We start from the raw sequence: 13,616 nt of genomic DNA on the forward strand, positions 1-13,616 counted from the left end.
CCCGCTGCTAGCGCGGATCGGCGGACCGCCGCCGCCAGCCCAGCGGGCTCTGCTCGACTTCGCCGCCGAGCATGAGGAGCCCGAGGACGGCCTCGACCTCCCCGGGCGACATGCCGCTGCGCCGTGCGACCTCGTCTGGAAGACGCCAGGCCCGTGTGCTCAAGGCATCGCGGACGCGCGTGGAGTCGTCGGTCCGAGGTCGCAGGGCCGAGTCGTCGAGGTCGAAGAGTGCGAGGGGCGGCGCGTCTCCGAGGAGCTCGCGCACATCCGCCGCGCACGTGATGCACGTCGCGGCGGACTCCCGCAGCAGCCGCAGCGCGCCCGCCGACGCTGCGCTCGTGATGGGTCCCGGCACGGCGCCGACCGGTCGCCCGAGGGTGAGGGCGTGCCCCGCCGTGTTGAGGGATCCGCTCCGCCAGCCCGCCTCCACGACGACCGTTGCGTCCGCGAGGGCAGCGATGAGTCTGTTCCGCTGGAGGAAGCGCCATTTCGTGGGCGCCGAGCCGGGCGGCGCTTCGCCGATGACGGCTCCAGCGTCGCCGATCCTGCCGATCAGGTCCGTGTGGCCCGCCGGGTAGGGACGGTCCACTCCGCCCGCGAGCAGTGCGAGGGTCTTCCCGCCCGCCGCGAGGGCCGTCCGATGCGCCGCACCGTCGATCCCGTACGCGGCTCCTGAGACGATCGCGATGCCCGAGGCGCACAGCTCCGCGGAGAGGTCGATCGCGACGTGCTCGCCATACGACGTGGCCGCCCGAGCGCCGATGAGCGCGACGGACGGCTGCGCCCGCGCGGCGAGCGACGCATCACCGCGCACCCATAGGACGTGCGGCGCGTGTACGTCGAGATCTCCCAGTCGTGCGGGCCAGACCTCGTCCTCGGGCGAGAGCAGCCGCAGCCCGATCCGCGCCGCGATCTCGAGCGAGTCGCGCACGGACTCGCGCGAGAGTCGCGGCATCCATCTCTTGCGCGCGTCGATCATCTGCTGCCGGTCGACTCCGGGGAGGTCCTGCGGACCGCCGGCGACGGCGGCCCGCAGGGCCTCGCTCGCACCGAGTTCGGCGATGAGTCGCCCGGCCACGGCATCGCCGGGTTCGGTCAGGTGGCTCCATACGACGCGGGCGAAGCGGTCGTCGAGGCGGTCAGTGACGTCCGCGGTGGCGGAGACCCTCGCGAGCAGACGCGTTTCGTCGGCGGTGGGGAGGAATGCGGTCACAGGGCGATGCCTTTCTTGAGGTAGAGGGCCCGGCCGACATCGTCGAGCGCGAGCCGGTCGTGGCCGGACAGGTCGGCGACGCTCCACGCGACACGCAGCACCCGGTCGTAGCCGCGGAGTGTGAGGGCGCCGCGATGCAGGGCCGCGTCGAGGGGGCGGCGCACCTCGGGCGCAGGAGCGAAGGGTCCATCGCGCAGCCACGAGCCGTCGACGTGGGCGTTGAGCGCCCACGGCGTCGCGGCGAGGCGGTGGGCGGCGCGCCCGCGCGCCTCCCGCACGCGCTCGCGGGCTGCCGCCGAGGTCGTGCGTCCCGGCTCCGCCGCACGACCGTGGGCGACCGAGACCCGCGCGAGGTTCAGCTCGATGTCGACGCGGTCGAGCAGGGGTCCCGACAGCCGCCTGAAGTACCGCCGGATCGCCATGGCCGGGCAATCGCAGGACCCGCCCACGACGCCGTAGTTGCCGCAGGGGCAGGGGTTCGTCGCGAGGACGAGCTGGAAGCGGGCGGGGAACGCGGCGGAGGAACCGGCGCGGTGGATCGTGATCGCGCCGCTCTCGAGCGGCTGACGCAGCGCGTCGAGCACCGACGCGGGGAACTCCCCCGCCTCGTCGAGGAAGAGCACTCCGTCGCTCGCCCGTGCGATCGCACCGGGGCGGATCTGGCGGCTGCCTCCTCCCACGAGCGCCGCGACGCTCGCTGAGTGGTGCGGCGCCTCGAAGGGAGGTGTGCGCGACAGCGCGACGACCTTCTCGCCCGCGAGCGAGCGGATCGACGCCGTCGCGAGCGCCGCCCGGTCGTCGAGGTCGGGAAGGATGCCGGGCAGCCGGCGGGCGAGCATCGTCTTGCCGGCGCCCGGCGGACCGCACATGAGGAGGTGGTGGCCTCCCGCGGCCGCGACGATGAGCGCCTCGACGGCCTCGCGCTGCCCGATGACCTCGCTGAGATCCGGCGCGGAGTCCTCTCGATGCTCGGCGACCGCGCCTTCCGCGGGTGCCAGCTCGGGCACCTCCACTTCGACTCCGTGCCACCGTGCCACCTCTGCGAGGCTCACGGCGCCGAGCACGTCGACGCCCGCGACCAGCTGTGCCTCTTCGCGGTTGGCCCACGGCACGACGACGCGCCGGATGCCGGCACGCGCCGCGGCGAGGACGGCGGGCAGCACGCCAGGCACGGGCCGGAGCCGGCCGTCCAGGCCGAGCTCGCCCAGATGCACGGTCGCGGCGACGGATGCGGCATCCATCGGCGTCTCGGTCGCCAGTGACGCGATCGCGATCGCGACATCGAAGCCCGCGCCCTGCTTGGGAAGGCTCGCGGGCGACAGGTTGACCGTGAGCCGGCGCCGAGGGAGCTGCAGCCCGCTGTTCGCGCACGCGTTGTGCACGCGGCGGCTCGCTTCGCCGAGGGCCTTGTCGGGCAGGCCGATGATCTTGAAGTCGGGCGTCTGGTTCGACAGGTCGGCCTCGACCTCGACGAGCGCGCCGTCAAGACCCGAGAGCGCGACCGACCACGTGCGCGCGGGGCTCACACGATCCCCGCGAGATGCTCGAGCGCGCCCGTGGCGGGGTCGGGTCCGACGATGCCGACCGCGTCAATGCGGAGCGTCCGGCCCTGCGCCTGCGCGGGATGCGCCGCGATCCACGCCATCGACAGCCGCCACAGTCGTGTCTTCTTGAGGTCGCCGACGGCTTCGAACGGGTGCCCGAACCGCTCCGACCGCCGGGTCTTGACCTCGACGACGACGAGCTCGCGCGGAGTCGCGACGACGAGATCGAGCTCGCCTCCGCGGCACCGCCAATTGCGATCGAGCACGGCGTAGCCGAGTGATTCGAGATAGCGGGCCGCTCGTTCCTCGCCCGCGCGCCCCAGGACGTCCTTCTCTGCCATGCCGGAATCGTCGCGCGCCGGTGGCGCCGGCGGCGGGCCGCTCGGTCATCCGGGGACGACCCGTTCCGCGGCGCGGGCTGGGGAGGACCGGGCGCCGCCCGTGGACCGCGGCCCGACGCGTCCTGTCTAGGATGGAACCACCATGGATGACGAAGTCTTCGAAGACTACGACCGCGAACTCGAGCTGGCGCTCTACCGCGAATATCGCGATGTCGTCTCGCAGTTCCAGTATGTGATCGAGACCGAGCGCCGCTTCTACCTCGCGAACGAAGTGAACGTGGTCCGTCGCGACACGGAGCACGACTTCTACTTCGAGATCTCCATGACCGACGTCTGGGTCTGGGACATCTACCGCGCCGACCGCTTCGTGAAATCCGTACGGGTGCTGACGTTCAAGGACGTCAACGTCGAAGAGCTCTCGCGCCGCGACTTCCACCTGCCGGAGGAGCTCTCGCTCGACTCCTGAGCACCGGCTCCGCGGGCGCAGCCGGCGGACCTGCGAGGTCAGAAGAGTGTCGGCGCCTCCGCGATCGACCACGACGCGCGGTGATGGCGGCTGATGCCCAGCTCGCGGATCGCCTCGCGATGCTCGGGGCTCGCGTAGCCCTTGTTGCTCGCCCAGCGGTAGGCGGGCAGTTCGTCGTGGAGATCGGTCATGAGGGTGTCGCGGGCGACCTTCGCGATGACGGAAGCCGCGGCCGCGCTCGCGCAGTCGCGGTCGGCCTTGATGACGGGCCGGACGACGAGCCCCTTCGCCCCGGCGGGGGTGATGTAGTCGTAGTTGCCATCAAGTAGCACGACGGCCTCTTCGGGCACGACGCCCTGCGCACGGAGGTCCGCGAGCGCGCGGATGGTCGCGAGGCCGAGCGCCCGCATGATGCCTATCTCGTCGATCTCGACGCTGCTCGCCCACCCGACCGCGCTCGCCTCGACCCATGCCGCGGCGCGACGCGCGACGTCGGCGCGCCGGGGCTCGGGCACGAGCTTCGAGTCGCGCAGGCCCTGCGGGATCCGCTTCCGGGCGCCCGCGGGCGTCATGACGGCGGCCCCCACCGCGACGGGACCCGCCAGCGCACCGCGCCCCACCTCATCGCACGCGATGATGAGCGGCCGTTCCTTGAGGAGGCGGCGTTCGAGCGTGAGCCGCGGCTCGACGACGGTCACGGACCGGCATCCCCCGCGGGGGTTGCGCTCCCGGAGCCGTCGTCCGAGGCGCTGTCGCCGGGATCCGGGATGCCCGCGAAGACCTCGGGGTGGAAGTCGAGCATGCCGAAGCGGTCGAGCGGCCACGTGATGAGGAAGGCGCGACCCACGACGTTCTCGACGGGCACGAAGCCGCGCCCGGGCTGGTCCTGGTTGTAGCGGGAGTCCTTCGACCGGTAGCGGTTGTCGCCGAGGACCCACAGATCGCCCTCGGGGACGACGACGTCGAACGGGTCTCCGGATGCCGCCGTCTCGCCGCCGGGCAGCTTGAGGTAGTCCAGCTCGTCGATCGGCACGTCGTTGACGGTGATCTGCCCGATCGCGTTGCAGCACACGACATGGTCGCCGGCGAGCCCGATGATGCGCTTGACGAGGTGGTCGTCGCTGTCGGGCGCGGAGAGTCCGACCAGCGCGAGAAGCCAGTCGACGGCTTCGACGACGGCAGGTCGCGACTCCTGGACCGAGGGGGGAAGCCACCCGCCGGGGTCGCGGAAGACGACGATCTGGCCGCGGTCGTAGCCGGAGAAGCGCGGCGTGATCTCGTCGACGAGGATGCGGTCCTGAACGTGCAGGGTGTCTTCCATCGACCCCGAGGGGATGTAGAAGGACCGCACGAGGAAGGTCTTGACGAGGAACGACACGAGCACCGCGATGAGCACGATGACGAGCACATCGCGGAGGAAGAGCAGCCAGCCGCGTCGCCGCGGGGGCTCTGCCGACGACGATCGAGGCGTCGGCACCGGCTCGGCGGCTGCCGTCTGCTCGGTCGTCATGGTGGTCCTCACCGGGCTCGCCGGAAGTTCGACGGGCCGCACGTCAAGGGTCGCATACTCGGGGCCGCTCGGCTGTGCGTTCGCTGGGCCGGACGGCGGTGTCGCCGCGTCTCGCCCGGCATCCGCGGAAGGCGGCGACGGACGCGGGGACGACGATGCCCCAGGGCCAAAGCCCCGGGGCATCGTGCGGACGACTGAGTCAGTCGCGCTTCTCCTTGATCTTGGCCTTCTTGCCACGGAGGTTGCGCAGGTAGTAGAGCTTCGCGCGACGGACGTCACCGCGGGTGACGACCTCGATGTGGTCGATCACGGGGCTGTGCACGGGGAACGTGCGCTCGACGCCGACCTGGAAGCTGATCTTGCGGACGCAGAACGTCTCGCGCACGCCGTCGCCCGAGCGGCCGATGACGACGCCCTGGAAGACCTGGATACGGGAGCGGTTGCCCTCCGTGATGTTGACGTGCACCTTCACGGTGTCGCCGGGAGAGAAGACGGGGATGTCGGAGCGGAGCGAAGCCGCGTCGACTGCGTCGAGGATCTGCATGATCGTCACTTCCTGCGGCCGCCACAGGTCGACCGCGAAAAGAGGGAAAAGGATGTCGTGCGCCCCAGGCCGAGGGAATCGCTTCCGCTCGACGGACTCCCCTGAGGCAGAGCCGGGTCAGGGCACAAAGAACCATTCTGCCATGGATGGCACAGCCGGCCAAAACGGCTCAGCGGGCGTCGGGCTCGCGCTTCTCCGTGATGACGAAGACATCGGGGTCCGAAACGGCTTCTGCGCGTGCGCTCTGCGCCTCCTCGGCGGGCTGCGGCGGAAGGTAGGCGACGCCCTCGGCCGTGTACATGACCATGCGTCCGGGCTTCGCCTCTCGCCACAGCTGCCACAGCGTGAGCCACAGCAGGCCGACGCCGACGAAGATCGTGACGATCATGGCGGACGCCCACCAGGCCTGGTCGAAGAACCCGAGCGAGATGATCAGCAGGTGCCACACCGAGAAGCCGAGCACATCCCACCAGGAGACGGCGCGCTCGGCCCGGACGGTGCCGCGGGCCCTCACGAGCATCGTGAGCACGAGCTGGCCGATGAAGACCACCGGGATCGCGAGGAACAGCACCCACAGGAACGCCCAGCCGCCCGCGCGGAAGACCGCCCAGCCGACCAGCAGCCACGCGGGCAGGAGGAAGGCTGCAGGGATCAGCCAGCCGTAGAAGACGCGACGCACCGACATGGCTCCGATGGTACGCCTCGGCGCACCGCCTCGGCCGGCTGCGCGCGTCCCGGCGGCATCCTCCCAGGCTCACGATGGTTGATCCGACAGAATGGATCGACGAGAGGAGCACGATGATCGAGCTGCGCACGCCCGCCGAGATCGAGGCCATGCGACCCGCGGGGCGATTCGTGGCGGAGGTGCTCGCGACGCTTCGCGACGAGACGAAGGTCGGGACGAACCTCCTGAGCCTCGACCGTCGCGCGCACGAGCTGATCCGTCGCGCCGGCGCCGTGTCGTGCTACATCGACTACCACCCGTCGTTCGGGGCGAGCCCGTTCGGCAAGGTGCTGTGCACCTCGATCAACGACGCCGTCCTGCACGGCCTCCCGTTCGACTACGCCCTCCGCGACGGCGACCTCGTGTCGCTCGACTTCGCCGCGTCGGTCGACGGCTGGGTCGCCGACTCGGCTCTCTCGTTCGTCGTGGGGACGCCCCGCGACGAGGACCTCGCGCTCATCGACACGACCGAGCGCGCACTGGACGCCGCGATCGCCGCGGCCGTCGTCGGCAACCGCATCGGCGACATCTCGCACTCGATCGCCCAGGTCGCGCACGGCGCCGGCTACGAGATCAACACGGACTTCGGCGGGCACGGCGTCGGCCGGGTCATGCACGGCGACCCGCACGTGCCCAACGACGGCAAGGCGGGTCGCGGCTACCCCCTGCGCGCGGGACTCGTCGTCGCCCTCGAGCCGTGGTTCCTCGCGACGACCGACGAGCTCGTGACCGACCCCGACGGCTGGACGCTGCGCAGCGTCGACGGCTCGCGCGGCTCGCACTCCGAGCACACCGTCGCGATCACGGATGCCGGTCCCATCGTGCTGACCGACCGCTCCTTCCTCGGCGTCGACTAGCCCGCCACGCTCGCCCGCGCCGCCACGACGACTGCGGCGTCGGGCGGCAGCACGAGCTCACCCTCGATCACGGCCGTCGCGGCATCCGTCGCCAGCAGCAGATCGCCCTCATCAGGGAACCGCGCGGGTGCTGTGCCGAGATTGACGAGCACCGCGAGCGCGCCGCGGGTCAGACGGTAGACGCGTCCGCCGGGCACCTCCTGGGCGTGCGCACCGAGCTTTGCGAGGGACGGGTCGGTGAGCTCGGGGCGCTCGCGGCGCAGGCGCGCGAGCGAACGGTAGAGCGCGAGCAGCCGCGCGTGGTCGCCCTCGGACGCCTCGTCCCACCGCAGCTTCGAGCGCTCGAAGGTCGCGGGATCCTGCGGGTCGGGAACGACCGAGCGGTCCCACCCCATGCGCGCGAACTCCAGGGCGCGCCCGTCGGCGGTCGCCTCGCCGAGCTCGGGCTCGGGGTGCGACGTGAAGAACTGCCACGGCGTCGAGGCGCCCCATTCTTCGCCCATGAAGAGCATGGGGGTGCCGGGAGCCGTCATCGTGAGCACGGCGGCCACTGCGAGCCGCCCGAACGGCAGGGTCGCCGAGAGCCGGTCGCCGGCGGCTCGGTTGCCGATCTGGTCGTGATCCTGCGCGAAGGTCACGAGCCGCCAGGCGGGCATGTCCGCGGGGATCGGGAACCCGTGATCGCGCCCGCGGAACGACGAGTGCGTGCCGTCGTGGAAGAAGCCCCTCGTCCACACCTTCGGCAGCGCGTCGAGGGCCGCGAAGTCGGTGTAGTAGCCGACGATCTCGCCCGTGAGGGCGACATGCACGGCATGGTGCCAGTCGTCGCTCCACTGCGCCGTCAACCCGTACCCGCCGGCCTCGCGCGGCAGGATGAGCGTCGGATCGTTGAGGTCGGACTCCGCGATGAGCGTGATCGGCCGGCCCACGTGCGCCGAGAGGGCATCGGACGCCTCGGCGAGCTCCCGCAGGATGTGCACGGGCCTGTCGTCGTGGAGAGCGTGGACGGCGTCGAGCCGCAGCCCGTCGACGTGATAGTCGCGGAGCCACATGAGCGCGTTCTCGACGATGAACTCCCGCACCGCGGGCTGATCGAGATCGAGGCTCCAGCCCCACGTGCTGCGGCTCGTGTCGCGCAGGTACGGGCCGAACTCGGGCAGATAGTTGCCGCTCGGTCCGAGATGGTTGTAGACGACGTCCTGGACGACGGCGAGGCCCGCGGCGTGCGCGGCGTCGACGAAGCGCTGATACGCGGCCGGGCCGCCGTACGCCTCGTGGACGGCGTACCACGCGACTCCGTCGTAGCCCCAGTTCCACAGCCCGTTGAAGCCGTTGACGGGGAGCAGCTCGACATGCGTCACACCGAGGTCGACGAGATGCCCGAGCCGGCCGATCGCGGCGTCGAGGGTCCCCTCGGGCGTGAACGTGCCGATGTGCAGCTCGTAGACGAGGCCGCCCGCGAGCTGGCGCCCCTTCCAGCCGTGATCCGTCCAGGCGAAGGCGCGGAGGTCGACGTGCGCCGATGCCTCGTGCACGCCGCGGGGCTGCCGGCGCGAGCGCGGGTCCGGACGCAGAGCGTCGCCGTCGCCCAGGACGAATCCGTACTCCTCACCGTCCCGCAATTCGACGGGGGCGCGCCACCAGCCGCCTTCTGCGGCGGAGAGCTCGACATCCACGGCTTCCGACGGTCGTCGAAGTCGCACGCGGTCGGCCCGCGGGGCCCACACGTCGATCACGCGTCGTCCTCCGTCGCGAGCAGCGCCACGGGGTACGTCGACAGGAGGTCGCCGACGCGCACGCGCGGCCCCTCGTAGCGGCGACCGGTCAGGATGTCGACCGCTGCGCCGCCGTGCCGCAGCAGCGTCGTGTCACCCCAGCCGCCGCGCTCGGCGAGCCCGACGGGAAGGCGCGTCGCGACCGCGAGCGCTCCCCCGCGGTCGAACGCGATGCAATGATCGGATGCTTCACCCACGACGGTCATCGGCGTGTACCGCGTGAACAGCTCGGGGCGGTCGCGACGCAGGCGCAGCGTGCGCGAGGTCACGAGGAGCTTCGCGACTCCCGACGCGTCGATCGGCGGCAGCTCGCCGCGCCTGAATCCGGCGTCCAGCTCGGCGAGCAGCGCCTGCCGCGCGGCGAAGTCGACGCGGCGCCGATTGTCGGGGTCGACGAGCGAGGTCTCCCACAGCTCGGACCCCTGGTAGACGTCCGGGACGCCGGGACCCGCCAGCTGGAGGAGCTTCGCGGCGAGCGCGTTCGACCAGCCGTGCGGCCGGAGCTCGCGGACGAGATCGTTCACGCGCGCGACGGCCCGGCCGAACGCGGCATCCACGACGTCGTGCATACGGGCTTCGAAGGCGGGGTCGGGGTCCCACCAGCCCGTCGACTCCCCCGCCTCGCGGGCGGCCTTCTCGGCGTAGGCGTGCAGGCGCTCGGGCGTCGCGGGCCATGCGCCGACGATCGCCTGCCACAGCAGGCTGTCGAAGGGTCCGTGCCCCGTCGAGGCGATCTCACGGAAGCCGTCGAGGGCGATCGCCCAGCGCTCGGGCACCTCGGCGAGCACCGCGAGCCGCGCCCGCACGTCTTCGCCGCGCTTCGTGTCGTGGGTCGACAGCGCCGTGAGGGAGTCCGGCCACTCCGCCTGCCGGCGGGCGAAGGCGCCGTGGAACCCGTCCACCGACAGCGAGAAGACGCTCGGATCCCCGCCGACCTCGGTGAGCGCACCGAGGCGCGAGTACCGGTAGAACGCCGTGTCCTCGACGCCCTTCGCCGTGACCGGCCCCGTCGTCTGCTGGAACCGCCGGGACAGCTCGAGGTCCGGGTCGGCGAGCAGCGGCACGAGGCGCCCGATCGACGCGGCGAGCTCGGGGCGCCGCGCGGACGCCTCCTCGGCGGCGCTGTCGAGATGCTCTCGGCCCGCGGGCAGGTACGAGCGGTACACGGGGAAGCACGCGAGCAGCTCGGCGATCGCATCCTCGGCCTGCTCCACGGGCTCGGGCAGCAGGCGGATAAGCCGGCGCACCTCGGAGCGCTGGATCGTGTCGGCGATGTCGCGCTTCGTGTCGTGGACGAGGTCTGCGTACGGGATGGCCGGGGTCAGCCCCGTCTCGGCCCGCAGGCGCTCGTCGAGGGCATCGAGCGCGCGCTCCCCCGCGGGATCGACGAGGACGCGGCCGATCTCGGCCATCGCGTCGTAACCCGTCGTCCCCTCGGTCTCCCACCACGCCGGGAGCGTCTCGGGATGCACCGTCGCGGCGTGCTCGAGGATCTTCTCCACGACGACATACGCGCCGTCGGTCGCATCGGCGAGACGCGCGAGGTACGCACCGGGGTCGAGCAGACCGTCGGGGTGGTCGATGCGGAGGCCGTCGGCGAGCCCCTCGCGCACCCAGCGCAGGATCTCGGCGTGCGTCTCGTCGAACACCCACGGCACCTCGACGCGCACACCCGCGAGGGTCGTCATCGAGAAGAAGCGCCGATAGTTGAGCTCCGACGCCTGGTGCCGCCAGAACAGCAGCTCCCAATGCTGACCGGCGAGGACGCGGCGCAGGGTCGCGGCATCCGTCGTCTCGGAATCCGGCGCGGTCCCCTCGGCCAGCGGCAGCACGTGGTCGTAGTACCGCAGCACGCCGTGCGGCGCGTGCGGAGCGGGGCGCGGGTCGGCCGAGAGCTCGCCGGCATCGAGGACGACGTCGAGCTCGGCGCCGAGCATGGGCAGGCGCACGCGACCGTCGCCGAACTCCCAGTCGATGTCGAAGGCCTCGGCGAAGCGCGATGCGCGCCCGTCCAGCAGCACGTCCCACCACCACGGGTTCTGCGCCGGGTCTGCGACGCCCATGTGGTTGGGGACGATGTCGATCAGGATGCCGAGACCCGCGCCGCGCGCCGCCGCGGCGAAGCGCGCGAGCGCCTCCGGCCCGCCCCTGGCGGGGTCGACCTGCGAGGGATCGACGACGTCGTAGCCGTGGTCGGAGCCTTCTGTCGCTCGCAGGATCGGCGACAGGTAGGCCCACCCTGCGCCGAGATCGCCGAGATATGCCGTGGCGGCGGCCGCAGCATCCAGGTCGAATGTCCTGCGGATCTGCAGACGGTACGTCGAGGACGGACGCATGCGCGCTACCTCGGGACCTCGCTCTTGGGTGCCGCGCCGGGCAGTTCGTCGCTCGCCGGCGTGATCGCGGCGATCGAGGCGGCGACGGAATGATCGGCCTCGACCTCGGGTGCGACGTACTCGCGCAGCACCACGAGGGCCTTGGCATCCACCGTGACCGTCATGCCCGGCTCGATCGGGTCGCCGTCGGCCTGCTTGCCCGCCGTGTCGACGATCGGCTCCCACGTCGGGCTGAAGTCGACCTCCGGGATGAGGATGTCGATCGGCTCGTCGCCCGCGTTGAACAGGATGATGAAGTGCAGATCGTCGATGGGATGCCCCCGCCGATCACGCTCGCGGATGCCGTCGCCGTTGAGGAAGACGCTGATCGCGCGGCCGAAGCCGGAGTCCCAGTCGTCCGGCTGCATCTGGCTGCCGTCCGGCCGGCCCCACACGATGTCGGGCACGGGCGAGCCCGCCTCCCGGCGGACGGGACGGCCGTTGAAGAACCTCTGACGGCGGAAGGTCGGGTGCTCACGGCGGAGCCGGGCGAGCGCCGCCGTGAACTCGATGAGCGGCACGTCGGCCGCCTCCCAGTCGACCCACGTGATCTCGCTGTCCTGGGCGTAGCCGTTGTTGTTGCCGACCTGCGTGCGGCCGAGCTCGTCGCCGTGCGAGAGCATCGGCACGCCCTGCGACAGCATCATCGTCGCGATGAAGTTGCGCTGCTGACGCGCGCGGAGGGTCAGGACGTCGACGTCGTCCGTCGGCCCCTCGACCCCGCCATTCCACGAGCGATTGTGCGATTCGCCGTCGTTGTTGTCTTCACCGTTGGCCTCGTTGTGCTTCTCGTTGTACGACACGAGGTCGCGCAGCGTGAAGCCGTCGTGCGCCGTGACGAAGTTGACGGATGCGACGGGCCGGCGTCCCGAGTGCTCGTACAGATCCGCCGAGCCCGTGAGCCGGGAGGCGAACTCGCCGAGCGCCTGCGGCTCGCCGCGCCAGAAGTCGCGGACCGTGTCGCGGTACTTGCCGTTCCATTCGGTCCACTGCGGCGGGAAGTTGCCCACCTGGTAGCCGCCGGGACCGACGTCCCACGGCTCGGCGATGAGCTTGACCTGCGAGACCACCGGATCCTGCTGCACGAGCTCGAAGAAGGCGGCGAGGCGGTCGACGTCGTAGAACTCGCGGGCGAGCGCCGAGGCGAGGTCGAAGCGGAAGCCGTCGACGTGCATCTCGAGCACCCAGTAGCGCAGCGAGTCCATGATGAGCTGCAGTGCGTGCGGGTTGCCGACGTTGAGGCTGTTGCCCGTGCCGGTGTAGTCCGTGTAGTAGCGCTTGTCCTTGCGCTCGAGGCGGTAGTACGCGGCATTGTCGATGCCGCGCATCGAGAGCGTCGGCCCGAGGTGGTTGCCCTCGGCGGTGTGGTTGTAGACGACGTCGAGGATGACCTCGATGCCCGCCGTGTGCAGGGCGCGGACCATGCCCTTGAACTCCTGCACCTGCTGGCCGCGGTCACCCGTCGCCGAGTACGTGTTCTGCGGCGCCAGGAACGAGACGGTGTTGTAGCCCCAGTAGTTGGAGAGGCCTTTCTCCTGAAGCGTCGCATCGTTGACGAACTGGTGCACGGGCATGAGCTCGATCGCCGTGACGCCGAGCTTCTTGAGGTGCTCGATGATCGCAGGGTGCGCGATCGCGCTGTACGTGCCGCGGATCTCCTCGGGGATCGCGGGGTGCAGCTTCGTGAGGCCCTTGACGTGGGCTTCGTAGATGAGCGTCTCGGAGTACGGCGTCTTGGGCTGGCGGTCGCCCGCCCAGTCGAAGAAGGGGTTGACGACGACGCCCTTCATCATCGAGGACGCGGAGTCGTCGTCGTTGCGGGATCCGGGCTGGCCGAAGTTGTAGCCGTAGACGGACTGGTTCCACTTGACCTGGCCCTCGACGGCCTTCGCGTACGGGTCGAGCAGAAGCTTGTTGGGGTTGAACCGCAGTCCGTGGGAGGGATCGTGCGGCCCGTGGACGCGATAGCCGTAGCGCTGACCCGGCCCGACGTTGGGCAGATAGGTGTGCCACACGAAGGCGTCGACGTCGACCAGCGGCACGCGCGTCTCTTTGCCGCGATCGCCGAACAGGCAGAGCTCGACGCGCTCCGCGCCCTCGCTGAACAGCGCGAAGTTCGTGCCGTTCCCGTCGTACGTCGCACCCAACGGGTACGCCGACCCTGGCCATGCCTGCATGGGTGTTCCTCCCTCGGGGTGGGGTACTCACCCTAGTCGAGCCGGATTGCCGGCCTCGGGGACTTGCGTGGGCGCCCGCGAGGCGTCATG

Annotated in this window: 12 protein-coding genes; 2 read left to right on the forward strand and 10 right to left on the reverse strand. The window is 71.2% G+C overall.

The window, feature by feature from the left end; all coding sequences use genetic code 11:
• Positions 1-7 precede the first annotated feature (7 nt).
• Genes dprA through MJ607_RS07945 form a run of 3 tightly spaced genes read right to left on the reverse strand, consistent with a single transcriptional unit; the run spans position 8 to position 3,098 of the window.
• Positions 8-1,213, reverse strand: coding sequence for a DNA-processing protein DprA (gene dprA / locus MJ607_RS07935; RefSeq protein ID WP_243075022.1), 1,206 nt, complete (start codon positions 1,211-1,213; stop codon positions 8-10).
• Entirely contained in the window at positions 1,210-2,739 is a 1,530-nt protein-coding gene (locus tag MJ607_RS07940) for a YifB family Mg chelatase-like AAA ATPase (protein WP_243075023.1), read from the reverse strand. Before MJ607_RS07940 ends, dprA begins: the two co-directional genes overlap by 4 nt.
• Entirely contained in the window at positions 2,736-3,098 is a 363-nt protein-coding gene (locus MJ607_RS07945) for a YraN family protein (protein WP_243075024.1), read from the reverse strand. Before MJ607_RS07945 ends, MJ607_RS07940 begins: the two co-directional genes overlap by 4 nt.
• A 142-nt stretch (positions 3,099-3,240) precedes the next feature.
• Here MJ607_RS07945 and MJ607_RS07950 point away from each other — a divergent pair, with 142 nt between their 5' ends.
• Entirely contained in the window at positions 3,241-3,564 is a 324-nt protein-coding gene (locus MJ607_RS07950) for a DUF2469 family protein (RefSeq protein WP_179432955.1), read from the forward strand.
• Positions 3,565-3,602: 38 nt separating this feature from the next.
• Here MJ607_RS07950 and MJ607_RS07955 read toward each other — a convergent pair whose 3' ends face one another.
• The 4 genes from MJ607_RS07955 to MJ607_RS07970 all read right to left on the reverse strand — a co-directional run bounded on the left by MJ607_RS07955 (position 3,603) and on the right by MJ607_RS07970 (position 6,303).
• A complete protein-coding gene (locus MJ607_RS07955; RefSeq protein ID WP_243075025.1) occupies positions 3,603-4,262 on the reverse strand; it encodes a ribonuclease HII in 660 nt (219 codons plus the stop codon).
• Positions 4,259-5,074: a signal peptidase I gene (gene lepB, locus MJ607_RS07960; protein WP_243075026.1), complete on the reverse strand. Its 816-nt coding sequence runs from the start codon at positions 5,072-5,074 to the stop codon at positions 4,259-4,261. Before lepB ends, MJ607_RS07955 begins: the two co-directional genes overlap by 4 nt.
• A 199-nt stretch (positions 5,075-5,273) precedes the next feature.
• The gene (gene rplS, locus MJ607_RS07965; RefSeq protein ID WP_243075027.1) at positions 5,274-5,618 is read right to left on the reverse strand and encodes a 50S ribosomal protein L19; all 345 of its coding nucleotides are present in this window, start codon (positions 5,616-5,618) and stop codon (positions 5,274-5,276) included.
• A gap of 169 nt (positions 5,619-5,787) precedes the next feature.
• A complete protein-coding gene (locus MJ607_RS07970) occupies positions 5,788-6,303 on the reverse strand; it encodes an MFS transporter permease (RefSeq protein ID WP_243075028.1) in 516 nt (171 codons plus the stop codon).
• 113 nt (positions 6,304-6,416) lie between these two features.
• On the opposite strand from MJ607_RS07970, the gene map reads away from it, so the two are divergent.
• Entirely contained in the window at positions 6,417-7,199 is a 783-nt protein-coding gene (gene map / locus MJ607_RS07975) for a type I methionyl aminopeptidase (RefSeq protein ID WP_243075282.1), read from the forward strand.
• Here map and treZ read toward each other — a convergent pair.
• Genes treZ through glgX form a run of 3 tightly spaced genes read right to left on the reverse strand, consistent with a single transcriptional unit; the run spans position 7,196 to position 13,526 of the window.
• Entirely contained in the window at positions 7,196-8,935 is a 1,740-nt protein-coding gene (treZ, locus tag MJ607_RS07980) for a malto-oligosyltrehalose trehalohydrolase (protein ID WP_243075029.1), read from the reverse strand. The two genes, map and treZ, sit on opposite strands and share 4 nt — an antisense overlap.
• Positions 8,932-11,310 (reverse strand): malto-oligosyltrehalose synthase, encoded by a 2,379-nt coding sequence (gene treY / locus MJ607_RS07985; RefSeq protein WP_243075030.1) that lies wholly within the window; start codon positions 11,308-11,310, stop codon positions 8,932-8,934. The genes treZ and treY overlap by 4 nt, the downstream gene beginning before the upstream one ends.
• Before the next feature lie 5 nt (positions 11,311-11,315).
• A complete protein-coding gene (gene glgX, locus MJ607_RS07990; RefSeq protein WP_243075031.1) occupies positions 11,316-13,526 on the reverse strand; it encodes a glycogen debranching protein GlgX in 2,211 nt (736 codons plus the stop codon).
• Positions 13,527-13,616 lie beyond the last annotated feature (90 nt).

The organism is Microbacterium sp. SS28 (assembly GCF_022761035.1).
GTDB lineage: Bacteria > Actinomycetota > Actinomycetes > Actinomycetales > Microbacteriaceae > Microbacterium.

What these genes read in the sequence shown, in the direction of transcription:
- MJ607_RS07970 (WP_243075028.1), bottom strand. Translation starts at nt 6,303, where the DNA reads ATGTCGGTGCGTCGCGTCTTCTACGGCTGGCTGATCCCTGCAGCCTTC.
- MJ607_RS07950 (WP_179432955.1), top strand. Translation starts at nt 3,241, where the DNA reads ATGGATGACGAAGTCTTCGAAGACTACGACCGCGAACTCGAGCTGGCG.
- lepB (WP_243075026.1), bottom strand. Translation starts at nt 5,074, where the DNA reads ATGACGACCGAGCAGACGGCAGCCGCCGAGCCGGTGCCGACGCCTCGA.
- MJ607_RS07945 (WP_243075024.1), bottom strand. Translation starts at nt 3,098, where the DNA reads ATGGCAGAGAAGGACGTCCTGGGGCGCGCGGGCGAGGAACGAGCGGCC.
- treY (WP_243075030.1), bottom strand. Translation starts at nt 11,310, where the DNA reads ATGCGTCCGTCCTCGACGTACCGTCTGCAGATCCGCAGGACATTCGAC.
- glgX (WP_243075031.1), bottom strand. Translation starts at nt 13,526, where the DNA reads ATGCAGGCATGGCCAGGGTCGGCGTACCCGTTGGGTGCGACGTACGAC.
- map (WP_243075282.1), top strand. Translation starts at nt 6,417, where the DNA reads ATGATCGAGCTGCGCACGCCCGCCGAGATCGAGGCCATGCGACCCGCG.
- rplS (WP_243075027.1), bottom strand. Translation starts at nt 5,618, where the DNA reads ATGCAGATCCTCGACGCAGTCGACGCGGCTTCGCTCCGCTCCGACATC.